Raw genomic sequence first — 25,116 nt, forward strand, 5'->3', positions numbered from 1 at the left:
TTCTGCACGGCCATCATTCATGTCTGAAAGTAAGCCAATCGCCTACCCTTCATGCTTTATTCCTCTACATTTAATATTTTCCGCAGCGTATTCAAATTGGGCTCGCCGATCAGCAGGCTGCATTTATCCGGGTCGATCAGCATCGCCTGCAGACCCATTTCATAGTTCTGCAGATCCGGATAAGCAGCGGCCTGAATAAAGATGATATTCTGCACAAACCGCTGGTTCCAGGAAATCGCATTTTTCAGAATCAGGAAATGAATTTGATTCACTGCCGACGCTTCGATCACAGCGACCAGCGCCACCCGGTAGCCGCATTCACAGGTCAGCCGCTTATCCTGATCCGTCAGTAAACTGACCGGATGCCTGAATTCCGGCATCGGCGCCAAAAACCGCTTGGCGATGTAGCGGAAAACTTCATGCTTCGATTTTAGATCCAGATTCGTTATGAAGCATTCAGGACTGAGCTGATGATAAAACCAATAAGTGCCGCAGATCTGGGTAATCCGGTATTCCGTTTGCGGCTTCATCGTATTAACTGTACTGTACGACTGATAGTAAACCAGTTTTTCGTCCCGAGCCGCCAGCTTGCGGTCATTGATCAGGATGACGTCAAACTGATCGTAGATTTTTTCAATCTCATATAACTCGCAGGAAGCAATTTGTGCCAGGGAATCCTGATATCGTTTTTGAAGCTGTTCGGCATAACGCCGGGCTTCGCAGAGGCCGTATTTACTTGTGACCAAGACCCGCTGCTTCTTCCTCAGCCGGCCGCGGTCCAGCCCTTCCGCGATGCAGACGGTCAGAAAGACCATTTCCTTATCCGCAATTCTCGTATGAAGCTTATCTTCCAGCAGCCGGGAAAGCTTGCGGCTGTATTCAGCGGCGGTGATCAGCTTGCGCTTCACGCGGGTTACGCCCATATACTGCCGGCTGATGTCAAAATGACTGCGGACCTGAAAACCCCAGAAAAACAACGACAGATTTTCCATCAGAGCATCTGCGTCCTCAAGCCGGCCGCCGTCATAAAAATCTTCTAAAATGACGTTGGCCGCCAGCTTGCAGAGCGCATAGGCTTCATTGTCCATTTCCTGAATCATCAGGTTTCTGCGGCTGCCGAAGGAAATTAAGATCATCGCCAGGAAATAACTGTCGTCGCGCAGAAATTCGTAATGATACCGGCGGTCCAGCAGGGCAACGATCGCCTCCGCCGCGCTGAATTCCACGTCGTAGCTCTCCAGCATCCGCTTTTCTTCCTCTGTAAACGACACGCATTTGTTAAACTGATTGCGCCGGTAGGAAATCCAGAGCGACTTTGACATGTATTGAAACAGCAGCGACGGGACGCTCAGCGTTTCGCTCTGTTTGAAAAAACTTTCCAGCGCTTCATACACGTTTTCCTCAAATTCAGGATTGGTGATCTGGCCGCGGATGTTGTCCGGGATTCCCTTGTATTCCGGATTGACATAGATTGTTTTTAAAGCCGCGATGCGGATTGCGATCTCATTGCCGTTGACCTTTAATTTCCCGTTGGCGAAGTTCATCGTGTAGTGACTTTTGAGCGAGGTGCCGTTGGATTTTTTGATCAGCGAGCGGATTGTTGATTCACTGAAATACAGCATCTGCGACAGCTTATAAAGCGTGACATCCTTCATCAGCATTGCCAGAAGACGGATTTCGCGCTCGCGGAAATGGATCAGCTCCCGCTCCATCGTGTTGACGTCATAATCCAGATCCTTCATAAACTGCCTGAACTGGCAGGCATCCTTGACCCACACCTTGTAGCCCTTCGTATGCGTGCTGACCAGTTCAAAAAAATCATCCAGTTCCTCGGAAAACAGAACCTGATTGATCCGTTTGATATCATCGCGGATCGTCCGCTCGCTCACTCCGGTGACAGCCGCCAGCTGCTTGCCTAAAATATAGGTATCGCTGATGGACAGATAATGCAGGATATTCTTTTCGCGGGAAGTAAAATGATAGACCATGGATTTCCTCCTGTTCTGCAAAGAATCCTCATCAAAGGCAAAATGCTTTCAACGAGGATTCTTTCAATGACTTAATTATTAAATAAATGCTGGATGATCAGGGCGACAAATTCTTCCGCCTTGCCTTTCGGCAGCTGCGTTGAGATTCCGTCATGACCGCCGCCGAATTCGCTGGCTTCGACGACATAGCCGTTCTGGCCGTTCGCATAGCCCCAGACAAAGCACACCTTAGCCTGGGAGCTCTTTTTGATCTGACGGCCGAAGGCGGAAACCAGCTCGCACGGCAGCACGACAATTTCTAAGTCCTGCATCCGCAGAATCGTCGCTTCCAAATCCATTTTAACATGACCCGCTTTGATTTTCCGCTGGAAACCATTGATTTCCGAGATCAGCCACTTCCGCTCATCGTAAGCGACCGCCTGTTCCAGCTTAGCCTGGGAATCGGCCAGGCGGGCTTTCAGGACGTCGATGTCCGGGTCGTATTCGATTGGAAAGACAAACGTTTTTGACTGCGGATGGGCAAGGGTCAGGTCCAGCTTTGTATCAAACTGGGAAATCTGCCGGGCGATTCCTGAGCTGACACGCTTCAGTTCATTGAAGTCATTGTTCTGGCGGTACAGCCGGTTGGACATATCGCCGGCGTTGCCGTTGCAGACAAGCGGCGTGACGTTCAGATATGGAATCAGCTCGCGCCGGACGGCAGCCAGCAGATCGCCTGAAATTTGGTATTCTTCCGGAGAAAGCACGGTGGAATGACAGGACATGTTCACCAAGGCCGAGATGGTGGCATCGGACTCATCCTTAAATTCGATCACAACGATCGAGGTATCGCCGTATTTGTCCTTCGCGTTGCGGTTGCCGTAATATCCCTGCGATTCGCCCTTCGTGCACTGCACGCGCGCCGCTTCGTGAAATTCCTTATTCATCGTTTCCTGCGCACCGTCAATCAGCTTCTTTAGAACCTCCTTGCGCCATCCGTCGTCATGCGGCATTTCCGGATTGCGCGTCAGCAGCAGCGGAGCGGAATGACTGTGGTCCGCGCTGAGGATGATGTGATCGTAGGGAATGTGCAAAGTTTCGACGATGTGATACTTGAACAAATGGACAAAATCACAGTCAAAATTAGAAATATCCGCCTCGATCCATAAAAACGGCTTCCCGTCGATCTGCAGTCCCAGCATAATCGCTTCGATTTCATCATGAACGCCCTTGAACTTCTCCGTCCGCATGGCGTGTCCGGCAATGTATGTCGGATGATCGGGCGTGATGTTCACGCTTGTCGTAGTCGTAACTTTTACCATAAAATCCTCCTATTCGTCGCCGTCCTGAAATTCGACGGTCACTTCCCGCATGAATGCGATCGAATCGCGGCAGCTTTTTACTTTTTCGGATATGAGTTCCGGGGTGACCGACTGAGGCTCCATCGTGATCATCTCCAGAAGCAAGGGCAGGTTCAGTCCCGTGACAATATGCACGTTCGTTCGGTTCTGCAGCTTCAGCATGATCTTCTGGTTGACGCTTCCCCATAAAATGTCCGTGAGCATCACGACGACATCATCCTCATGAATATCCTGAATCCAGGCATCCAGCTGCACTTCCACATCCGATTCGGGGTTTTCCTCATAAAAGGGAAAGATCTGAATGAAGCTGACGTCCTGGGCAAACAGCTTTGCGGTTTCCCGCATGCCCCGGCATAAACTGCCATGACTGGCCAACGCTATTTTAAACATGGCTTTCTCCTTTGATTAACAGTTGTTCCAATACGGTATCAACATGACCCGCGCAGTAAGCCGCGGCTGAGCGCAGCGGATCGTCATTTCTGCCGATATAATAGCTGTGATCAAACAGCTGCAGCATCTCGATATCATTTTCATCATCCCCGGCGCAGGCAATCTGATCCGCACTGATGCCAAGACTGTGCGCCAGCCTGAGAATTTCAGATGCCTTAGAGCGTCCCTGAGCCAGAACCTCCGCCTGTTTGTCTCCGGTTTTGACCAAACGATAGCCGGGGAAATGAATTTGGAATTCTGACTTGATTCCAGGATACAGCTCCCAGCGGTCCAGGTGCAGGCAGATCCGGCTGATCTGCATCGTTGTTGCTTTTCGAATGTCACTGATCAGGAAATCGGCAACCCCATTCAAATCACAGATCCGATCGGTGCGCCGCCATTTTTTCAGCAGCGCCTCCCGGCTTTCCGAGCTGCTTCCGCAGGCTATGCCATGATCCGAGTACAGCGTCATTTCCAGACCGGGGTTGTTCTGCGCAAAGACGTAGACCGCTTGGATCATGTCCAAGCTGAACGCCGCGGCTTCTTTCTGGCGGCCGTGGCTGACATTACCGGAATAGCCGATGACTGCGTCGAATTGAAATTTCCGGATTCGTTTTTGAATAAAGGACGGATGCCGCCCAGTCGCAACGATCAGCCGCAGGCCCCGGCAGCGCAGCTGTTCCAGCAAAGCCGCGGTCTGATCGTTTAAATCTACATTCGGCACATCCTTGGGAACCAGCGTGCCGTCAAAATCCAGCGCTGCCAGACGAATCCCGGACAGACCGCCAGTTTCGCCGATCCGCCGGGAATCCGGCTTAGGCAATGATGCCAAAGTAGGAAAGCAGAATCGTCACGACGATCAGAATCCAGACCATCTTAACCGTATTCATGCCCTTGATTTTTGTTAAGCCGAAATAGGTCATCGCAGTGACCAAACACGGCAGCAGCGCCGGCAGAATGCCGTCCAGAATCGACTGAATCGTCTGCGTCGCATCGCCGACAGTGATCGCCAGCGGTGTCGTGACCTTGACCAGCGAAGGAATCAGAGCGCCGATGACGATGACGCCCAGCACAGAAACCGCGTCGCGGATGTTGTTGAGCTGATCCTTGCGCGAGGTAATCAATTCCGCGCCGCCGTAATAGCCGACTTCGATCATCTTCTGACGAACCCAGGTAATCAGCGGTGTAAAGATCGCGATCATGATGATGCTGGTAATCCAGTTGCCCTCAATCGCTGCATAGGCAGTCATCGCCCCCATGACGACCTTCGGTATCGTGTTGAACAGCGCGTCGCCGATGCCGGAGAACGGACCCATCAGCGACGTCTTTAACGAAGCCGCCAGCTGCAGGGACGAGGGATCGCGGTCCTGCTCGATCGCCAGCGCCGCTGCGGTGATCGCCGCTCCGAAATAGGTTTGGCAGTTGAAGAATTTCAAGTTGTTCTGGAACTTTTTCTGCATCAGCTCCGGATCGTCAGCGAACCATTTTTCAAAGAATGGCCCCATCGAATAGACGCAGGCAATTCCCTGCATCGCTTCGTAGCTCTGACTGGCCTGGGCAGTAATGGCATAGCGCAGCGAGAATTTCCGCAGTTCTTTTTTAGTCAGCTTTTCATTCTTTTCACTCATCTCCGATACCTCCTGCATCCACGTTCAGATAAGCGTTGGCTGCCGCTTTGGACTCTTTTTCCATGCGTTTAAACAGGACGATTGCAATGACCGCGCCGACCAGAGTAATCGCCAGGATCGACTGGCCGAAAAAGACATACAGCACAAAGCCGAGAAGCAGATAATGGAAGTTTTCCTTCACCGGCATGTACAGCATCAGTAAGGCCATGCCCAGCGCCGGAAGTACGCCGGAAACCGTGCCCAATGCGCTGGTCAGCCAGACCGGCATATAATTGATAATCAGCTGAACAATCGGCTCACCGAACAGTAAGAAGATGATGACCGGCAGCGTCTGGCCTAAAGCGGCGCGGCCGAAGCCGTATTCGCCAATGAGAATATCGCGGTATAATTTCTTGTATTCGCGTTTCTCGACATGTTTTTCAGCACGGTGATACCAATAGGAATTAACTGTTTTGGCAATGACGTCCAGCTGAATGCCCAGCGTGGCGACCGGAACGCCGACCGCCATCGCCAGCTCCAGCGGAGCATCGGTGCCGGAAGCGATCGCAAAGGGAACAGAGATCCACAGGGCAATGTTGAAATTAGGAATCGACGCGCCGCCATAGGCCGCCAAGCCCATGGACATCAGCTGGAAGGTACCGCCGATCAGCAGCCCGGTTTTGACATCTCCCATAATGAAGCCGGCGATCAGGCCGCGGAATACCTGCTGGCCGCCGAATTTTGCGACTAACTGGACATTCTGCCCCAGCGTTCCGATGATATGGCAGGCAAGAATCAGCAGTATGATCTGTATCGGATTAAACATTCTTTCTCTCTCCTCTCCTCATGATTTACGTTTATCTTTCATCACCTGATAGAAATCAGCAATCGCGTCGTCCGCCGGCTGCAGCTTGGCTTCCAGCCTGACCCCTTTTTCATGCAGCTGTTCCAGGGCGGCGGCTTCCTCATCATTCACGGTGATGTAGCGGCTGATCACGACCGAATCTGCGGTCTTGTCGATGTTGCCGAGATTTCCCAGCGTCAGCGATGGAACGGGTATCCCGTTTTCCACCAGGGTTAAGAAGGTTTTGGGACTTTTGGCGACGATCATGACGGCTTGATTTTGATAGCGGTCAGCTTTGAGATTTTCAACGGCTTTTTCGTGAGTTAATACGGACAGGAATACGCCATTGGGTGTGGCCATGCGCAACGCATTTTTCAGCATCGGATTGTTTGCGCTTTCGTCGTCAATGCACAGAACGCGCTCCACATGGAGTTTCGGGACCCACATTGTCGCGACGCAGCCATGCACTAAGCGGTCGTCAACACGGCAGTTCAGAATATTCATTGAAATTCTCCTTTCTGCGCCTATTCTAGCATCCGAGTTGTCAAAAAAATCATTCCCAGATTCCGCTCAAAGCGGAAATACTTTACATCCTTTTTGTCGAAGACAAGAAGGATTCATAGCTTGTTTAGGTTGATCGTAAAATGAATTTAGGTATTTTTATCATATCTTGCATGAAATCCCAAACCTGCCGGACATAAAATATTCAACACCTTATATCGGTTAATCGCTCAATCAGAAAGTCATTAAATCATTGAGAAAAAGTGTTCTACGAACACTCTGAAAAACCAATCAAGAGGGGGTTGACTACATTATCCATTATGTAGGCCGACCTGTCATTGCTCAAAGTCGGATTGAAAACTATGATTATGATCTTAATTTCGTTTGATGGCATTATATTGATCATCAAACGAAAGAACAGGTCGATATCTTTGACTCCATCGTAGATTTCATGAAGAAATTGATGATCCATATTCCCGATGAGAACTTCAAAATGGTTCGCTATTTAGGCGCTTATACTTCACGAAAGAAAAAACTCAGCGCCTGTATTCGAAAGATGTAAAGTAAACCTCGGAAGCAGATTCACAAGAAACTAACCTCCTATCATGAATTCCGTAAAGAGTCCACCGGGATATTGATTCTTTACTCTGTCCCTGCAGTCATGTTATGGAATTTGTAGAATTCCTCTGCCCGTCTGGATTGGAGATGAAAATCAATGAAACGTGGAAATTTGTTGACTGGCACAACGGAATTGATCCCCTTCAAGTGTACTCAGTGCGACTTCTTTGATCCGATGGAAATCGACATCGCGGAAGAAGTTTGCGACTTGGTTACCGTAAACGGTATTCTATGTTTTTCTGCTTATTGTATCCGTTGTGATTCTCTGATGCTTCCTGGGGATGTCCTAAAGAAAGTTTCTAAAACAGAGTATTCCTACTTCTCTTTCTTTTCAGTGTGTACCTTAAAAATGAATCCCATCACTTTAAAATTCTTTAGCGCAACATAACTTTGAAGAGTTTTTATTTTCCTTACTCCTTTACGTGCACTTTCCTAATAGATAAAAAAGATTTCTCAGTTTCGACTAAGAAATCCTGTTTATTTTATTTCTGCAGCGCCAGTGCTTTCACTAATCCAAACCATTCCCGCACGGTATACATCGGAATCAACGATACCGGAGTTTGCGAATTTACAGCGCTGATTTGTTCGATTCCCAACTGTTTTGCCAGAATCGAAGCACGCAGCTGATGGAAACTGTCCGTGACGATCACAACATTTTCGCTCAGGTTGTTTTGACGCAGCAGCTTTAAAGAATATTTCAGATTTTCACCCGTGTTGCGGGCTTGGTTTTCTTCCAAAATTCGATTCATCTCCAGCCCGTTTTCCACAAGCCAGTTCTTCATCACTGTGCTTTCCGCATAATCCTCCCCCTTGCCCTGACCTCCGGTCACAATGATCATGCAATCCGGATTTTCATTGGCATAATCCAGCGCAGCCTGAAGCCGCCGTTTCAGAATTAAGCTCGGCTGATCCCCATTGATCTTCGCCCCCAACACGATCACTGTGGACCCCTGATCTTTAAGAGCAGCGACATGCATGTTGGCCGCATTTACCATTAAGCCGATCAAAATCAAAGCCAGTATGCCGCTGATCATCCAGATACCGTTCATCCATCGCTTTCCCTGTTTCCCCAGCTTTTCATGGATTAAGCCCTCGCCGATCAGCACCACTGCTAACGTCAGAAAAAAGGCGTTGCCGAATTGCAGGGAAACCGTAACCATTGTCAGACAGGCATAGATGAAACAAATCAATCCTGAAATCACCATAACTGTTTTTCTTTTCATCATCGCCGCCTGCCTTTCTGACGTTAGAATAACATATTTTATGATGAATATCCGGAATGTCAGAAAACCTTAAGTTCACCGTAAGAGTCCGCGATGTTTCGTTATCAATTCGTATGGATCTTACTTCAATTTTTTACTTTATTTTTCCGCTTTGTCAGAAAAGCAGCTTTTTATCAACAAAAGAAACCCCGGATAAGGTTATAGAACAAATCGAATTCTGTTCCTCTTTTTCCCAACAAAAAACCGGCGATACGCCGGCTTTCCTTCTCCTATTCGCGATTTTTCAATTCTTCCAGCAGTTCCGTCTTGATGACGTTGAAGGCTTCCTCATCAGAAGTCAGCGGCACGCAGATGCCGAAGATATTCGCCAGTTCCAGTTCGGTCTTCGCTTTATTCATTCGCAGATTGATGCCCGATTCGTCCGCATGATACCGCTGACGGATCTGCTTCTCCAATTCGTCCAGACTTGGCGGAACCAGGAAAAAAGCTTTGTTGTCCGGATGTTTAATGCGGATCTGGCCTACGCCCTGCGCCTCAATGGAAATCAGAACATTCTTCCCCATCGCCGTCAAAAACTCTACGTGCTCCGCCGGAGTTCCATAGTAATATCCGTTGAATTCAGTATATTCCAGCATCCTATGATCCCGCACGGCATTCGCAAAGTCCTTATGATTAACAAAGTAATAATCCCAGCCATCTTTCTCCGTTTCCTTCTTTGGCCGTGTGGTCAGAGAAATGATATCCATCAAGCCCAATTCCGGATCATCCAGCAGCTTCTGACGCACCTGATCTTTGCCGATACTGCTGACACCGCTCAAAATAACGACTAATCCTTTTGCCATAAATTCGCCCCTCCCTCAGATTTCATAATGTAGTTATACCGCAAAACGAAGGCAATGACAAACATTTTCTTTTTGATTGTAAAATTTTCATCATAAAATGTTGCATTTACAAACATAACTCTCCATGAAATCTGTTCTTCTGAATCTATTATAGCAAGAAAGCGCGTTTCACTGCACAAAGATAGTCCTCTAAAGGAAGAAATTCGATGTAAATCCAAATTCTTCCGTTTAAACACAATCTTAATTATTTAATTTACTTAGAATCCAATCATCACCCCGCAGCAGCGCTTCCAACAATCGTGCAAAGCCGTCCTGATCATGCGGAGGCGCGATGACATCGGCAATCTGCTTCAACGCATCCGCACCGTTTTCCATAGCCACTTTCATTCCGCTGGCTTCCAGCAATTCCAGATCATTCAGGCCGTCGCCGACCCCCAGAATTTCTGCTTTCTTCAGCTGGTATCGCGCAGCCACGGCTTCAACGCCCAGACCTTTATGCACATTCAGCGGGACAACTTCCAGATAATACGGCCGGCTCCGGACAAACTTCGCCTTTGTTTTCAATCTTTCAGGAAGAACAAGCGAATCCAACGTTTCCGGCTTGTCAGCGATCATGATTTTGCAGATATCTGACCGTTTCAACAAAGCTTCAAACTTCGCGACTTCCAGCGGCATATTCGTAATAAAGCTGTCCCGCACCGTGTAATGTTTCACCGGATTCAATCCCGTCACAATCGAAGACGGAGATTCCAGGTGAAAATTCACGTTCACCCTGCGCAGCTCGGCAACAATTTCCCGCAGTGTTTCCGGCTCAAAAAAGGCTGCCCGCAATACCGTGCCCGTACCATTTTCATACAGTACGCCGCCGTTGAAACCAACGCTGCAGTACGCTCTTTGGTTCAATCCCAAAGCTTCAAGATAATCCCGCATCCCCGGAAATGGCCGGCCGGAACAAAGTACAATTTGAATTCCCTGCGCCCTTGCTTTGCCTGCCACTTCCAGGGTCCGCGACGTCAGCTTCATTTCGGCGTCAGTTAACGTTTGATCAATATCAGTGATGATGCATTTAATCATTGCTTAAATCTTCACCGTTGCTTGCGATCACTTTTTTATACCAGTCAAAGCTCTTTTTCTTATACCGCCGGTTGGTGCCCTGACCGGCGTCGTTGCGGTCAACATAGATAAATCCATAACGCTTGGACATCTGGCCTGTACCGTTGGAAACCAGATCAATCGGTCCCCAATAAGTATAACCGAACAATTCAACGCCGTTGCGGATCGCTTCTTTCATCGCATTGAAGTGATCGGTTAAAAACTCAATCCGGTAATCATCCTCAACCGTTCCCTCAACCAGTTCTTCCTTCAGCCCCAGGCCATTCTCTGCGATGAAAATCGGAACCTGATACCGGTCATACAAATCGGTTAACGCCAGGTATAAACCATCCGGATCAATCGACCAGCCGGAAGGCGTCAGCTTCAGATATGGATTGGTCTGCCCGGTCGAAACAATATCCTGACGGCCGATCTGCTGCTGATCCCCTTCGACGAGCGCGTCCGATTTATTAGTGTCCTTCTGCACGGATTCAATATAATCCTTACCCGCGATCCGGGACCGGTAATAGGTAAACGATAAGAAATCGACAGGATTTTCTTTAATGATCCGCATATCATCTTCTTCATATTCGATCTCGATGTGATGTTCTTCTAAATACTGCCAGATATAGGATGGATATTCCCCACGCACCTGCACATCAGGATAGAAATACGATTTCTGCTTGCATTTGGAAACCACGACGGAATCCTTCGGATCACAGGTGATCGGATACATCGTCTTATATTCGATGACAGAGCCAACTTGAGCGGCCGGGTCGGTTTCATGAATATATTTTGTCGCCAGCGATGACGCGACAAACTGATGATGGGAAGCCTGGAAACATTTCTGCTCGAGATTTTCACTGTCGGCGCGGATACCGGCGGTCATCCACATCATCGGATAATTGACATTATTCCCGATCTCATTGAACGTCAGCCAGTAGCTGACCTTGCCGCGGTAGCGATCGACGATTGTCCTGACGAATTTCATATAGAATCCGATCCACTTCCGGTTATCCCATCCGCCATATTTTTTCACCAGCGCCAGCGGCATTTCATAATGGGAAATCGTGATCATGATCTTCATGCCCTTGGCGATCAGCTCATCAAACATCGCGTCATAAAATTGCAGGCCGGCTTCATTGGGCGTTTCTTCCTCGCCGGTTGGATAAATCCGCGTCCAGGCAATCGAAGTGCGGTAGACGTTCCAGCCCATTTCCGCAAACAGCGCGATATCCTCTTTATAATGATGGTAGAAATCAATGGCCTCATGCGTGGGGTAGAATGGCTGATCCTCCTGTGGTCCGCCGAAGATGCCGTGCGGCTGGACGTCTGCGACGGAAGGCAGTTTGCCATCCGCCAAATAAGCTCCCTCATATTGATTGGCCGCCGTGGCTCCGCCCCACAGGAATCCCTTGGGGAAACCCTTTGGCGCTTGAATCTCTTTTGTATTTTTCATCTTATTTGTCCTTTCCTTCCTTTATTTGATAGGTCGCAATCCGACTTTGCCCTTTTTTGACAAAACCGCTGCGCTGTATATCGAGCTGAAAAGCATCGGCGTTGGGAAACAACGTCATCGTTGTCATGTCCATGCCTTTCTGATTCATGAGATAGGAATCGAAGCGGATCATTTTATCGCCGCGCTTTACTGAATCCCCTTCCTGAACATAAGCTTTAAAGCCCTTTCCCTGTAAGCTCACCGTATCAATTCCGATGTGCACGAGAATTTCCAACCCATCAGGATTAACTAAGCCGAACGCATGCAGGGTCGGATACAGCATCGTGATTTTCCCGTCACAGGGGGCAGCGACAATTTCACCTTCCGGCTGGACCGCCGCTCCATCGCCCAGCATTTTCTGCGCAAACACTTCATCCCGAACCTCGCTCAGCGGGAGTAAGCGGCCGCTGATGACCGCGGTGATCTCGGTTTGCGGACAGCTTGAAGCTTGTCTTTTGAAAAGATTCAGCATCGGCGTCAGTCGTTCACCGTTTTCCCGTTATACAGCACAAAGGTGGCCAGGAAAGAAACGAAGAACGCCGCGATCACACCCGCTACAATCGCCGTGATCGTATTCTCGAAAATGACAACGCCCAGAATACTGGAATACCCCATGGAAAAAGCTTTCGCCCCCATAAATCCGGCAACTGCCCCGCCGACCAGACCGCCGGCCACGACGCCGAAGATCGGTGTTCTTAAACGCAGATTGATGCCATAGAGCGCAGGCTCGGAAACTCCGGAAATAATCGCGCCGATCGCCGCGGACAGCGCGCTGGATTTCAAATCTTTATCTTTCGTTTTCAGCATGACTGCCAGACAGGAACCGCCTTCTGCGATGTTGTGCAGAATCCAGCCTGGACGGAAAACATTATCGTAGCCGACCGACGTGAATAATTCGGTCATCGGCGCGACCATCAGCATGTTGACGCCCATCATGACTAAGAATGGATGAATCGCCGCAATGATGCCCGGCGCAAAGCCTCCGACATGGGCCTGCAGCCAGACAATGCCGGTCACAATCCAGGTGCCCACGACAACGCCGGCCGGTCCCAGAATTAAAATCGTCACCGGATAGCCGACCAGGAATACGCACAGCGGGGCAAAGACGGACCGCAGCATCCCGGGAATCACACGATAGAAGAATTTCTCCAGATACGCTAACAGAATCGCTGAGAAAATCGCCGGCAGCAGCGAACTGGAATAGCTGACCAGCTTCACCGGCAGACCCAGCATCGTGACCGGATCCCCCGCTGCGACCATCACCGCAAAATCAGGATAAAGCAATGCGGCCGCCACGGTGATCGCAAACGCCGGATTGGATTTCAGGACGCGGGAGGCGCCGTAAGCAACCAGAATCGGCATGAAATAGAATGGCGCCTGCGACATGAAGTTAAACAACATATACGTTGTGCTGGACGTTATTGCCGGATAAAAATAGGAAGCCAATGACAGAATGACCCGCAGCATGCCCGCTCCGAATAAGACGGTAATAAACGGTGTCAAGGACGCGGACATGAACTGAATCGCCTTCATGAAATAATCTTTTATTGTTTTCTTTTTTCCATTCAGCGCCAGATCTTCCGTATGGTTTTCCGCTACGACATCGCCGGTTTCGACTTCGTAATTCTTAACGATTTCGTCAAACACCGGAAACAGATTTTCCCCCAGAATTACCTGATACTGACCCGAGCCATAAACCACGCCCAAGACGCCGGTCAGCTGTTTGATTTCAGCATCCTTCGCCATTGAGCGGTCCTTGAGTACAAACCGCAGCCGTGTAACGCAATGTGATACTGTATGAACGTTGCCGGAACCGCCGACGTTTTCCATAATCGCCGCGGCTAATGCAGAATAATCAATTTTAGCCATAAGTTTCTCCCTTCGCTATTACGCTTTATGACTTCCGCCCGGCTGATCCCACAGCCGGACGACATGAATCATCAGATATAACCGGTCTTCATCGGTTAGCGAGTAATCATAGTGTTCCAGAACATAGTTGGAAATCAGATCGACACAGCGGCTAGCCTGCTCATAGCCGGTAGAAAACTGGGATAACATGGATCCCAGCGATCCTTCGCTGCGCCGGACTTGTTCAAAAAGGATGCTTCGCATAAAGAATTTCAGATGGATAATGAAGCGGGAAACCGCCATGGAATCTTCATCCAGTGTCAGATCCAATGTTTGCTCCACAAGCTTGATGATTTCGCTGACACCCTGCATAATCCGCAGCGCATCATGGTTCGGTCTTTTTTCCGCGGCGGTAATTAGATGGAAGGCAATCGACGTGGATTCTTCCCGTTTCAGCTGGATATGCAGCGTTTCGTTGATCAGGCGAACCGCTTTTTTACCCACCTCATATTCATCTTTATAAAACCGCTTCACTTCCTCGTTGACCAGCGCCGGCATATCAAAGCCGGCTTTGTACTGATTGACGCTGAATTGAATATGGTCCGCCAAGGCTACGACCAGATTCACATTAAACGTCATTTTGAGATCTTCCTGCGCGATGTCAATAATTCTCTGCGTCAGCTCGATGATCTCAAAGGGTACCTGTTCAAACAAAGAAAGCAGCTGCGGACGGGCAGATCCATCAACCAGCACATACGTCTTCATTACTTCGCGGCTGTTAATACCGTCATACTTTTGTTTGCGGAATCCCAGCCCTTTGCCAATCGCGACGACTTCGTGGCCTTTGAAGTCCTCGGCGATGACAATGTTGTTGTTTATGATTCGTTTGACCCGCAGTGTGTCTTTCAGCATAAGTCCAAACGAGTCCTGTCCTGCGTCATCTTTTCCTCTTGCCTCCTTCCCAGAGAAGAACAAAAAAAGGCAAACTCCAAATTGGGTTGTCCTCTCAACAGCCCATTGGAATTTGCCTTAATCTTAAGATCAAGTAACAAGTCCGATTTCTATTTTTGTTCCTGACTGTATTATAATGAAAGCGATTGCAGATTGTCAATAGCGATTTCATATTTCATGATTTTTCAATTTTATCGTTTCCCTTCCCTCGATTAACGCAGGATTCCCGCTTCTTCCATTGCCAACTGACCGATGTTTCAATAAAAACGAGACAGCGTGAAATTGTCAGCGAACTCAGGCCGCGATGGCCGAATTGTCAGTCTGTGCCTGACTTTGCATGAATTCCATAAATAGCTGCTGGGCCAGCGTGATTTCCTGGGTCTTCCGCGTGATAGCGTAAATTCCCCAATCATCCGTTTCGCCAAGATTCAGCGGCAGCACCTTGACCTTGGATGGGGAAGGGTGTGTGTCTTTGCGGTAGTCTGGAAACGCAAAGCTGACCGACCGGTTCTCCAGCACGAGGTTGCGTGAGATATTCACATCCGCAGTGATAATAGAAAAGGTTGGTAAAAAACCATTTTCGTGACACTTCTGCACATAATAGCGATGCAGGTCATACTTCTCTCCAAAGCCGACCATCGGCACATCCTTTAAATCCTGAAATGTCAGCGATGTTTTTTTCGCCAGCGGATGATCGACGTGCATGCACACATGCAGATCACTCTTTTTGATCAGACAGTAACGGAACCCCTGAATGTAGGCCGGCGTGGTTCCGATCAAGCCCAGATCCGCTTCGCCTTCCGTCACATGATGCAGTATCGCTTCATTATCTTCTTCCTTCGTCGATAATAAAATGGAAGAATGAGCGGTGGAAAAACGGGCGAAAATCTCAGCTGATAAATTCAGAACAATGCCGGCGCCCATGACGATTTTGAGTTCGTTTTTCTTATCTTCAGCTTGCTTCATCATCGCTGCTTCAAACTGACTAAACGAACGGACAATTTTCGCCGCCTCCTTCTGAAAAACCTGTCCTAACGGCGTCAAGGCCAGCGTATTCTTCCGATTGATCAGAAGCGACGACTGCAGCTCCGTTTCCAACTGCCGCACCGCCTGCGCAACCGCCTGCCGGCTGATATATAATTCCTCTGCCGCCTTGGTATAATTCAAGGTCCGGCTGACGGTCAGAAAATAACGCAGATGCTGAATATCCATCTGAATTCCCCCTGTCTTCTCCTTATAATTGATTTGACTTTTTTTGCACAAAGCAAGTTTCCCTTGCGCAGCCGCAAAAAAAGAATGCTTTTTTCCTAATCCGAAACCGCCTACAATATCAATTAAAGAGCATTGTGCATTTCTTGTCAATCTTATAAAAGCACAGTTCGGCTCGAAAACTCAAGGAGGAAGGAAATGAAAAACACTGACAAACTCGCGCAGGGAATCTCCCGGCGGGACTTCATCAAAGGTGCGGCAGCGGGGGCTGTCGGCTTGGCGGCTGCCGGTATGCTGGGCGGCTGTGCTTCAGACAACGATGCGAAAACCCCGGAGGCTTCATCAGCGCCGGCCAACAACGACGTCTTAACTGCCGATACGATGGCGCAGAAAAAATGGTCGTTTGAAATTGCGCCGGATCCAATCCCGGATTCTGAAATCAAAGAAACGATCGAGCATGACATCATCGTCATCGGTTCCGGTATGGCTGGCTTATGCACGATGTGCTCGGCAATGGAACAGGGCGCCGATGTCCTGATGTTCTCCGCCGGCTCCCAGCCGTATTCCCGCGGTGGTTCCAATCATGCGGTGGGTTCCAAGTATCAGAAGGCCAAAGGTATTGATTATTCGCCGGAAATTGCCCGGGAAATCGTAAAAACGGAACAAACCTCCGGCACTTATTTCATGGATAAAAAGAAATGGGAACGGTGGATCAACAACAGCGCGGAATCCGTCGACTGGATGATCGACAAAATGGAAGCGAAGGGATTGCACGTCTGCCTGGAACCCGGCTATTATGATCCGGATGGAGTCTTGACCGTACCCAGCGCTTCGCACAATTTCTGGAATGAGGAACAGCCGTTCGGCGCTCTGTTCGGCGCGCCGCTGCAGGCTCAGGCCTATGCCAGCCACATTGCGGACATGGGTGGAGAAATTCATTATAAGACCGTCGCAAAATATCTGATCCGGGAAAATAACAACACCGGACGCGTTTCCGCCGTCGTCGCGCAGAAGGAAGACGGAAGCTATGTTAAATATGTCGGCCGCAAGGCGATCGTGCTGGCTACCGGCGACTTCTCCCGAAACAAAGATATGATGGCCAAGTATTCGCCATGGGCTTACGAAATCTTTAAAGATACTTTATCGGATGAGATCGACTATGACGCCGGTCTGGTCTATAACGGATTAATGCCGGGCGATGGTCAGAAAATGGGGCTGTGGGTCGGCGCTGCCTGGCAGAAAACCTACCCTTGTGCTCCGATGATCAACGGCGGCGTGCCGGGTCCTTCCCATGCGGTTATCTCGAATTTCTGGGGCTTGAATCTGGATATCCGCGGTCAGCGATTCCAGAACGAAGTCACCAACTTCGCTTACGGCGCGATGTCGGTACTCCAGCTGCCGCAGCGCACCGCTTTCGGCGTCTGGGATGTCAATTATGCCTATACCCAGGATCAGTGGGAACCGTTCGGCCATTGCGTCGACGAGGAAAACGGCATCAAAGCTTATTCCCCGGAAGAATATATTGAAATGTGGAACAGCAACTCCAATTATTTCAAAGCCGATACCCTGGAAGAACTGGTCGATAAGATGTACGAAGGTTACAGCGATGAAGTGAAAGCGAATGCGCTTGCCAGCATTAAGCGCTACAATGAATTTGTCAAAGCGGGCAAGGATGACGAATTCCATGTGAACCCGGAAGTGCTCTATCCGATCGAAACGGCTCCGTTCTACGGCTCCAAGGTGACAGGTGCAACCTTCTTAACAGTCTGCGGCGGTCTGCGCACTAACGATCATCTGCAGGTCTGCGACGCCGACGATCAGCCGATTGAAGGTTTGTATAACACCGGCATCATGGTAGGCGATTTCTATGCCAACTCCTACAACTTCGTCATGCCGGGACAGAACCTGGGCGCCGTCTGCTGCACGCTGTCCTATCTGTTAGGCCGCGAACTGGCGGAACTCTAATTCAGATTTTAAATCCGGTAAACTTCGGTTCGCCGGATTCTTTTGTTTATGGATTCAGGCGGAACGAAGTCGGAATAAAGACATGCGCCAAAGCTTTTCCATTCTCGATGATCTCGAAATCAATGCCTGAATTCTGGACAGACTGTGAAAAAAAGTAGCTTCGCTGCCAATCTTCCGTAATGAAAACATAACCGTAAGACTCGCTGTCCAAGTCCTCGGCAAATCCCTGACCTGAGTTGAAACATATTGGAATCGGGATCACTTCCGAATTGGCATTGACCAGCAATTCCTCGATCAGATCGCGCAGAACTTCGCCGCTGACCATTTCCGTTTCATATAAAGGACCGTCAAGATAACCGCCGACGGTCTTTTTGGCGATCAGCGGTTGATCCGTTTGCGGCAGAAAATCATGGTAATCTGCAACTGGACAGGCGCTGCGGTCAACCACTTCGCAGGCTACTTTCCTTATTAACATCCCTGAAAAACGACTGATTACCTTACAGGCTTCAATATCGACAAGAACCGGCGCACTGTCGGGATCTACCGCACGGCTTTGCGTAAAAATATTTCCGTCTGCGTATTCTGAATACGGATAAAGCGTTAAATACTCTGTCCGATCTAATTCTTCCTGAGTCGGCGAACCCGCAATCACCGTCGCCGGCACGGTTGTCACCGTCACATCCCCCTCCTTATCCCGTAGCGTAAGAGCAATACGGAAGACTTGATCCTGATCAAAATGGAGCGAATCCAAAGCGTAGATCAGCACGCTTACCGTTTGAATTTCTTCCTCGGGAATTGACGACCCATCTGTCGGAAACAGCGGTTCTTTCCATCGCTTCCATTGATTCCCCTGTTTGATTTCAACGTAATTTTCGATGATTTCATACTTTGGATAGCGAACTTGCGGATCAAGAATAACCGCAATTTTCCCCTGGGTATAAAATTCTTCCCGGCCGCCAATGAGTTCCACGATGTATCTTGCTTCTTCTGATGCGGCAGTTTCCTCTGGCGGCACATTGGCCGTCGACGGCGCACAGGAACAGAGCCAAAACAAGCTCGCACAAAACAGAATGATTCTTTTTCCCATGATTTTCTCCCCTTTTCGCAATCCATTTTCAGGGTCAATCCAGCTGCATATCGAATACCGGCGTCAGCTTTTTAAACTGCCGAACGCAATCCTGTTTTTTCATCCTTGCGGCAGTTTCTGCCTTCCCGGAAAAGGCTAGGAAAAAGACGTCAGTGTGTTGATAACTTCGCCAATCTTCTATCCTTGTCAAATTTGCAATCTTATTTATTCCAATCGCATCGTAGTGCTTTCCAAAATAAATTTCCCATGGAGTTTCATTCTCGCATAAATAAGGTCCGCCTTCCAAGGCGCTCACCAGACCTTCCGTTTTTTTAATCTGGCAGGCCTGACCGTCGAACTCGATCAGGATAAAATCAGGAGTGCTCACCAGTTTTAGGTCACCTGCCGCCTCTGTCTTTTCATCGGCGCTGGTAAAACGAACGACAGACAAGATTTTCTCGCCTTGAAATTCACGTTCAGAAATGTAAAAAGCCATGACCAAACCAGACGCAGTCATCAGCGCAATAACAGAAATTAAAATGATTAACAAAACTGTCTTACCTTTCATATTCATTCCTCTTATCAACGTTCTTTGATTTCACAAAACTGGCGTCCACATTAGAATAGGCAAACCAGACGCAGATTGACAGGTCGTGGATTCTGATTTCATTATAACTGCTTTCTGTCAAGAATAGTAAAGAAACATTGGACATAAAAAAGTATTCAGATATTGACTGCCCGAAAATAAAAAAATTTCCTTTGCAAAAGGAGAAATTCGGAATTACCAAGCTTATTTCGTATCATTTTCCAGATCATCCCCCCGCTATGATAAAAAACTTTCAGACACTTTTAAATAAAGATCCGCCCTTTAGAGTTTTACTAAACCTCAAAAGTAATTTTACTTTTCCCATTTTCTCAGAAGGCTTTTTTGAATTTTACGCAATATTAAAGATGTAGGGTCTTTGATAAAGCGGCTGCCCGTCCTGGATGGATCTTTCTTTTGATTCATTTGTTTTTCGAGCTTGTTTTTTGCAGCTCTGGAAAGGAGGGGCTTTCTATGAATTTTTTCATGGAACTTTTGTCTTCTTTAACGATAAGGGACATTCTGGCGGTTGCCCAGCTTTTGACAACCAGCTTGGACTGCATCTTAAAAATTATAGAACTCAGAAGAAAAAGTGCCGCATCCCACAAAGATAACCGGCACTTATCTGTCCACCACTTCTCAAATAAGAGATAGTGTCTGACGGGTATCGCTTTCTCAAGCGTCCCTACGCTTATAGTATATTCCATTCCTGAGTTATTTCAAGAACTTTTTATTTATTTTCGCTGAGTTGTCGCTCGCAAAACAAAAGAGGTGAAAATCTTTTTCCCTTATTATCCAAAAAAACAAGTCCTCATCTGTGCCGCGGCCTACCAACACCGAATCGTTAACTCCATATCTTATAAGCAAAATTTCAGTATCGCAAAATTCTTCCTGTTGCCGCTGTGGAAGCCTGCCTCTCCATCAAGTTCTTTCATTGCGGCCATTGAAAAACCGCAGCGGATTTCGCTGCGGTTGCCTTCTTTCCTGATTGATGATTTGGGATAACCAAAGACCCGTAACTTAGATGAAATATTCAACAGGCTTCTTCGTCGACAGCTTGCCTTCGATAAAGTCACGTTTTACTGCGGTATCATACGAGCGCGCGTTATACTCGCAGACAAACGAACAGCGCATGCAGTTGATACACTTGGTCTCATCAATTTCCAATGTCTGCGGATCAATGGCTCCGGTCGAACAATTCGCCGCGCAGGCTCCGCACTGGATACAATTTTCCGCTTTGAATTCTTTCGGTGCTGCTGAGATTTCCTTCGCGAAATCAACTTCCGGCGTTCCTTCAATCGTGATCGCTTCAACAGTTCCGCTGTTCAGTTTATCCATAACCTTGCCCGCGAATTCAGCCATGATCTGATTGTCTTCAACATTTGGACGGCTGTGTCCCGCTTTGGCAACGCTGGCAAAGACATGCGGCGTTACCAAACCGATTGCGCCAACGACGACAAAACCCTGCTTGGAAACAATACTCGCAATGTTGGCATAGACGTTCTCCGCTGCGCGGTTTCCAAAGGCGCAGACGACGACGCACGGGGTGTTATCGCCCTTTAAGTTTGTAAACAAACCTTCGATCATCGGAATCTGTCCGCCATACGACGGCGCAGCGACGATCGCCAGATCCTCAGCCGCAAACGTCACTTCTTCTGTCCGGGATGCCGCGTTGGTCAAATCCGCAAACTCTACATCATCAGAGAACTTCGCCGCTAACATCGCCGCGGCATTCTTTGTTCCTTCTGTCGGCGAAAAAACCGCAACCTTTACATGTTTGGATTTCGGCGCTTCCTGCGGTGCCGGCGTGTTTTCCTCAGCGCAGCCGGCCAGTCCCATCAGCGCAGCCCCAGCCGTCAACGCAGCGGTTCCTTTAATAAAATTTCGACGTGATATTTCCTTCTTCATTTCTATTTCCTCCTCGTCTCTTCCATTGTATCAGGGTTTGTTCATTTTTCAACAATCAAACGATTATTTTTACAATCAATGAGTTATTTTATTTTGATCTTTGAGAATTATGCTATAATGACAGGCAAAGAGGACATGTCTATGAATGAACATAACGCTCTATTAAAGAAATCCCGGATGACCCGCTACTTTATCGACGCGGTCGTCTCACTGTCGGATGACATGCCGGTCGATGCGATCACGCTGCGCCAGGTCGCTGCCGCCGCCGGCTACAACAGCGCGACGCTTTACAACTATTTTCAAAATATGAACCAGCTGATCGCCTTCACGCTGATCGACCGAATGAGCCTGATCTGGATCGACGCTTCGAAGTTACAGGAACAGCTGAACGGCTCGCTCAATCACTACCTGGGCCAATGGCTCGCCCAATGCCGTGAATCTTTCCAGCATCCCCAGCTGTTTCTATATTTTTTCCAACTGGAAGAAAAAGCGCTGATTTACCAGCGAATTCCAGACTATTTTGCGGTCTTTCCAGAGATTCGCGAACAGCTCAGCGCCCCACTGTTGGCACAGACTGGAGAAACGGACTTTGCACGAAAGAATCAGAATATCCTGCTTCCCTGTGTAGAGGAAGGTTATTTCCTGTCGGCCGATGTGGAAAACCTGATCGCTGCAGCTGATATCCTGTTCGGCGGCATTCTCTTACAAATTCTGCGCCATCGCACAGATTCACAAGCGCCAGTTCACTACACTCAGATTTTTTTCCGTTTCCTGCATTCATTCACTGACGCTTATCGGCAAAAAGCAAGTCCGGAAAGTGACTGGTTGTACGAACAGATCGAACGCTGGGATCCTTCTTTCTCATTTCTTAATTCCTTTTTCATCTAACTTTAATCCTCTTATTTTCAAAGCTTTCTCTTGGGCATCACTCGTTTCGGGAGTTTTTTTCCTGCTTCTTCATTTCTTTCCTCCGCCGCCTTCCTTCTTTAAGGGAAAATGATGTTCTGTCTTTTCGCTGGTCTTGCTTTCACTCCACAATTAACGTTGTTGCAAAAAGTCCGCGGCTGATGGAAACCCTTCGCCAGATTCAACAGTTTTCAGTTTTGTTTGCGCCTGGCGTAAACAAAAAGGCATACGATCATGCCTTTTTATTCGGGGAGATTTATGAAAGAGCTGAATTTCTCGCTTTAATCCTTGGATGCGATGCTCCAATTTTTCGCAGGAATCCTCCATTATTTCATCTGATCCGCAAAGAAGTGGACAGTTGCCTCAACAACGGCATTCTGGACGTCCGAATCGTTGCCGAATTCCCCGGCCCCAAGCGAGTGCGTGCCGCGCGGCACATCCAGATGGGTTGTGATTTTAGTATTGACCGCCGCTTCAAAGATCGGATCCGTGATCGTCTTGGTTACGGTGTTATCCTGCCCGCCGGTGACCACCATCAAACTGCCGGTATAGGCGCTGAGATTGCCCATCGGTTTGGCTTGCGCGGACTGTTCTAAGAAGTCGTGCGCGACCGGAACCTCCTGATTCCAGATCCGGATAGTAGCAACGCCGCTGTCCGCGGATTCTTCGATCAGTTTTCTAATCGTTTCCTCATTCCCCATGCTTGTCAGCGACTTCAGCCCGTCGGCCGCCGCCGGCGCCCATAAGACGGTCGTTCCGACCTTTTCCTCGCTTAAATACAGCGAAGTCACGCGGCCGCCCATACTGTACCCCAGCATCCCGAGGCGGTCTTCGTCAATCTTGTAATTCGCACGGGCATACGCGAAAACGCTGGCGACGTCGTCGTGCATATTTTCCAGCGTGTAGGCCATAAAGTCTTCCTGACTTTCACCGCAGCCTGGGAAATCCAGCCGGAGACTGGCGATACCTTGTTCAGCCAGTCCTTTTGCGACATCGGTAAACGCTCCGCTTTCTTCCTTGCTGCCCTGAAATCCATGAGCGAAAACAACTAACGGATAACCCGCTTCCGGCATGTCCGCCGGCAAATCCAGAACAGCCTGAATTTTGATGCCGCGGGCGGAATCGATCTCAACCTTCTCGCTGGTCGGCATTTTCACTGTTTCCGGGAGCTTCTCCGGATCGGACGTTGGAGTTGAGTCCTGCGCGGGCGAAGAAGCGCAGCCGGCTAAGCTCAGGCACAGACTTGCCGCTAATAAGCCATAGCTCCAGGACTTCATAACTCTGCACCGTCCGTTTCGATGACATGCTGAAACCAGGCATAGCTGTCTTTTTTCACCAGCTTGCGCGTACCCTGACCATTATTGTCCACATCGACATAAATCAGGCCGTAGCGTTTTTCCATCTCGCAGCTGTTGCCGCTGACGATATCGAACGGCGACCACAGCGTATAAGCAAACAATTCCACTTCATCTTCTATCAGTTTCCGCATCTGCGCGATATGCTCGCGATGATAGGCAATGCGGTAATCGTCATGAATCTGACCTTCGCTGTCCAGCGTTTCTTCCACGCCGATGCCGTTTTCCGCGATCATCATCGGTACATGATAACGATCCCAATAGGAGCTCATCGCGATATACAGTCCAGTCGGATCAATCGTCCACCCCCATTGCGTTGCTTTCGTAAACGGATTGGCCACCTTCTTGCCGGAAGCATCGACGCAGTGTGAATAATAATATGCCACCGCCAGGAAATCCATCGTGTTTTCCTTGATCAGCTCCGCATCACCCGGCTCCATCCGAATTGTAATGTGATGTTCCTTAAAATAACGTTTGGCATATCCCGGATATTCCCCGCGCAGCTGCACGTCGGAATAGAAATAATCCTTCATCCGGTTCGCCTCTAACGCCTGCTCGCAAGCTTTCGGATCGCTGTTGAGCGGATAAGTCATCTGATCGGCAAGCATGACGCCGATCTGGATCTGCGGATCAATCGCCTTCGCTGCCCGGACTAACAGCGCATTCGCCACAAATTCGTGATGAACCGCCTGGTACTTCGCCGCCGTGAAATCCTCGTATTCGTCCATGATCATGCCTAACGAGCTGAATGATTCGCCGAAGATCAGGTTGATCTGGTTGACAGCGATCCAGTACGGAACTAAATCGTGGAACTGTTCAAAACAGGCCCGGGCATAATTCACATACATTTCGATCGTCTCACGGCCATACCAGCCCTGATGATGCTGGACGATCGCCAGCGGCATATCGTAGTGCGACAGCGTGACAATCGGCGTGATCCCGGCCTCATGCAAGGCTTCAAAAACCTGACGATAAAAGGCAAGGCCTGCCACGTTAGGCTGTGCATCATCGCCATTAGGGAAAATGCGCGCCCAGCTGATGCTCATGCGGAAGGCCTTAAAACCCGCCTGCTTCATCAGCTCAATGTATTCCGGATAGCGATGATAGAAATCAACCGCCTCATGCTTGGGATAATGATGAACAGGGTGATCGGAGAAAACATCCGCCACCCGTTCCGTCAAGGATTGCCGTGTATAATTGACGTTGCCGCCATGCGCGTCGTGCACCCGGCAGATCTGGATATCAGCGACATTAACGCCTTTGCCGCCTTCCTGCCAGCCGCCCTCCATCTGGACTGCCGCGCTGGCGCCGCCCCACAGAAAGGTTTCCGGAAACTTCGCCAT

23 protein-coding genes are annotated in these 25,116 nt (G+C 49.0%); 3 read left to right on the forward strand and 20 right to left on the reverse strand.

Features of this window, described 5'->3' with window-relative positions; genetic code table 11:
* Positions 1-56 precede the first annotated feature (56 nt).
* From I2G61_RS09780 to I2G61_RS09810, 7 genes are all read right to left on the reverse strand, one after another.
* Positions 57-1,988 (reverse strand): HTH domain-containing protein, encoded by a 1,932-nt coding sequence (locus I2G61_RS09780; protein ID WP_195548221.1) that lies wholly within the window; start codon positions 1,986-1,988, stop codon positions 57-59.
* Between the two features lie 71 nt (positions 1,989-2,059).
* A complete protein-coding gene (locus I2G61_RS09785) occupies positions 2,060-3,289 on the reverse strand; it encodes a hypothetical protein (protein WP_006057241.1) in 1,230 nt (409 codons plus the stop codon).
* Between the two features lie 9 nt (positions 3,290-3,298).
* On the reverse strand, positions 3,299-3,718 hold the full coding sequence (locus I2G61_RS09790; protein ID WP_072683078.1) for a PTS sugar transporter subunit IIA: 420 nt from the start codon (positions 3,716-3,718) through the stop codon (positions 3,299-3,301).
* Positions 3,711-4,589, reverse strand: coding sequence for an HAD family hydrolase (locus tag I2G61_RS09795; RefSeq protein WP_195395756.1), 879 nt, complete (start codon positions 4,587-4,589; stop codon positions 3,711-3,713). Before I2G61_RS09795 ends, I2G61_RS09790 begins: the two co-directional genes overlap by 8 nt.
* On the reverse strand, positions 4,573-5,385 hold the full coding sequence (locus tag I2G61_RS09800; protein WP_195395757.1) for a PTS system mannose/fructose/sorbose family transporter subunit IID: 813 nt from the start codon (positions 5,383-5,385) through the stop codon (positions 4,573-4,575). The genes I2G61_RS09795 and I2G61_RS09800 overlap by 17 nt, the downstream gene beginning before the upstream one ends.
* Positions 5,378-6,190, reverse strand: coding sequence for a PTS sugar transporter subunit IIC (locus I2G61_RS09805; protein ID WP_195548222.1), 813 nt, complete (start codon positions 6,188-6,190; stop codon positions 5,378-5,380). Before I2G61_RS09805 ends, I2G61_RS09800 begins: the two co-directional genes overlap by 8 nt.
* 18 nt (positions 6,191-6,208) lie before the next feature.
* Positions 6,209-6,712 carry a PTS sugar transporter subunit IIB gene (locus tag I2G61_RS09810; protein ID WP_195395759.1) on the reverse strand — a complete coding sequence of 168 codons (504 nt, stop codon included), beginning with the start codon at positions 6,710-6,712 and terminating at the stop codon, positions 6,209-6,211.
* Positions 6,713-7,160: 448 nt separating this feature from the next.
* On the opposite strand from I2G61_RS09810, the gene I2G61_RS16495 reads away from it, so the two are divergent.
* On the forward strand, positions 7,161-7,271 hold the full coding sequence (locus I2G61_RS16495) for a transposase (RefSeq protein ID WP_234973134.1): 111 nt from the start codon (positions 7,161-7,163) through the stop codon (positions 7,269-7,271).
* 538 nt (positions 7,272-7,809) lie between these two features.
* On the opposite strand, the gene I2G61_RS09820 is transcribed toward I2G61_RS16495, so the two are convergent.
* The 8 genes from I2G61_RS09820 to I2G61_RS09855 all read right to left on the reverse strand — a co-directional run bounded on the left by I2G61_RS09820 (position 7,810) and on the right by I2G61_RS09855 (position 15,993).
* The gene (locus I2G61_RS09820) at positions 7,810-8,550 is read right to left on the reverse strand and encodes a YdcF family protein (RefSeq protein ID WP_195548223.1); all 741 of its coding nucleotides are present in this window, start codon (positions 8,548-8,550) and stop codon (positions 7,810-7,812) included.
* 269 nt (positions 8,551-8,819) lie between these two features.
* Positions 8,820-9,392 carry a guanylate kinase gene (locus tag I2G61_RS09825; protein WP_195395761.1) on the reverse strand — a complete coding sequence of 191 codons (573 nt, stop codon included), beginning with the start codon at positions 9,390-9,392 and terminating at the stop codon, positions 8,820-8,822.
* A 240-nt stretch (positions 9,393-9,632) separates the two neighbouring features.
* The gene (locus tag I2G61_RS09830) at positions 9,633-10,466 is read right to left on the reverse strand and encodes a Cof-type HAD-IIB family hydrolase (protein ID WP_195548224.1); all 834 of its coding nucleotides are present in this window, start codon (positions 10,464-10,466) and stop codon (positions 9,633-9,635) included.
* Positions 10,459-11,943: a glycoside hydrolase family 1 protein gene (locus tag I2G61_RS09835; protein ID WP_195548225.1), complete on the reverse strand. Its 1,485-nt coding sequence runs from the start codon at positions 11,941-11,943 to the stop codon at positions 10,459-10,461. The genes I2G61_RS09830 and I2G61_RS09835 overlap by 8 nt, the downstream gene beginning before the upstream one ends.
* Position 11,944: 1 nt before the next feature.
* The gene (locus I2G61_RS09840) at positions 11,945-12,454 is read right to left on the reverse strand and encodes a PTS glucose transporter subunit IIA (protein ID WP_195548226.1); all 510 of its coding nucleotides are present in this window, start codon (positions 12,452-12,454) and stop codon (positions 11,945-11,947) included.
* 5 nt (positions 12,455-12,459) lie between these two features.
* On the reverse strand, positions 12,460-13,851 hold the full coding sequence (locus I2G61_RS09845; protein WP_195548227.1) for a PTS transporter subunit EIIC: 1,392 nt from the start codon (positions 13,849-13,851) through the stop codon (positions 12,460-12,462).
* 18 nt (positions 13,852-13,869) lie between these two features.
* A complete protein-coding gene (locus I2G61_RS09850) occupies positions 13,870-14,742 on the reverse strand; it encodes a PRD domain-containing protein (protein ID WP_229100736.1) in 873 nt (290 codons plus the stop codon).
* Between the two features lie 333 nt (positions 14,743-15,075).
* Positions 15,076-15,993 carry a LysR family transcriptional regulator gene (locus I2G61_RS09855; RefSeq protein WP_195395766.1) on the reverse strand — a complete coding sequence of 306 codons (918 nt, stop codon included), beginning with the start codon at positions 15,991-15,993 and terminating at the stop codon, positions 15,076-15,078.
* 195 nt (positions 15,994-16,188) lie between these two features.
* Here I2G61_RS09855 and I2G61_RS09860 point away from each other — a divergent pair, with 195 nt between their 5' ends.
* A complete protein-coding gene (locus tag I2G61_RS09860; RefSeq protein WP_195395767.1) occupies positions 16,189-17,955 on the forward strand; it encodes an FAD-dependent oxidoreductase in 1,767 nt (588 codons plus the stop codon).
* A 46-nt stretch (positions 17,956-18,001) separates the two neighbouring features.
* Here the strand turns inward: I2G61_RS09860 and I2G61_RS09865 are convergent, their stop codons facing one another.
* The 3 genes from I2G61_RS09865 to I2G61_RS09875 all read right to left on the reverse strand — a co-directional run bounded on the left by I2G61_RS09865 (position 18,002) and on the right by I2G61_RS09875 (position 21,512).
* Complete coding sequence (locus I2G61_RS09865; protein WP_195395768.1) at positions 18,002-19,042, reverse strand: hypothetical protein; 1,041 nt, start codon at positions 19,040-19,042, stop codon at positions 18,002-18,004.
* A 34-nt stretch (positions 19,043-19,076) separates the two neighbouring features.
* The gene (locus tag I2G61_RS09870) at positions 19,077-19,589 is read right to left on the reverse strand and encodes a hypothetical protein (RefSeq protein ID WP_195395769.1); all 513 of its coding nucleotides are present in this window, start codon (positions 19,587-19,589) and stop codon (positions 19,077-19,079) included.
* 1,035 nt (positions 19,590-20,624) lie between these two features.
* Positions 20,625-21,512, reverse strand: coding sequence for a 4Fe-4S binding protein (locus I2G61_RS09875; RefSeq protein ID WP_195395770.1), 888 nt, complete (start codon positions 21,510-21,512; stop codon positions 20,625-20,627).
* 141 nt (positions 21,513-21,653) lie between these two features.
* Between I2G61_RS09875 and I2G61_RS09880 the strand changes: the two genes are divergently transcribed.
* Positions 21,654-22,400, forward strand: coding sequence for a TetR/AcrR family transcriptional regulator (locus I2G61_RS09880; protein ID WP_195548229.1), 747 nt, complete (start codon positions 21,654-21,656; stop codon positions 22,398-22,400).
* A 344-nt stretch (positions 22,401-22,744) separates the two neighbouring features.
* Here the strand turns inward: I2G61_RS09880 and I2G61_RS09885 are convergent, their stop codons facing one another.
* Both I2G61_RS09885 and I2G61_RS09890 read right to left on the reverse strand, forming a co-directional pair.
* Positions 22,745-23,695 (reverse strand): S9 family peptidase, encoded by a 951-nt coding sequence (locus I2G61_RS09885; RefSeq protein WP_195395772.1) that lies wholly within the window; start codon positions 23,693-23,695, stop codon positions 22,745-22,747.
* Positions 23,692-25,116, reverse strand: coding sequence for a glycoside hydrolase family 1 protein (locus I2G61_RS09890; protein WP_195395773.1), 1,425 nt, complete (start codon positions 25,114-25,116; stop codon positions 23,692-23,694). The genes I2G61_RS09885 and I2G61_RS09890 overlap by 4 nt, the downstream gene beginning before the upstream one ends.

The sequence above is a fragment of the Holdemania sp. 1001095H_141210_F2 genome (assembly GCF_015558105.1).
Classification (GTDB): Bacteria; Bacillota_I; Bacilli_A; order Erysipelotrichales; family Erysipelotrichaceae; genus Holdemania.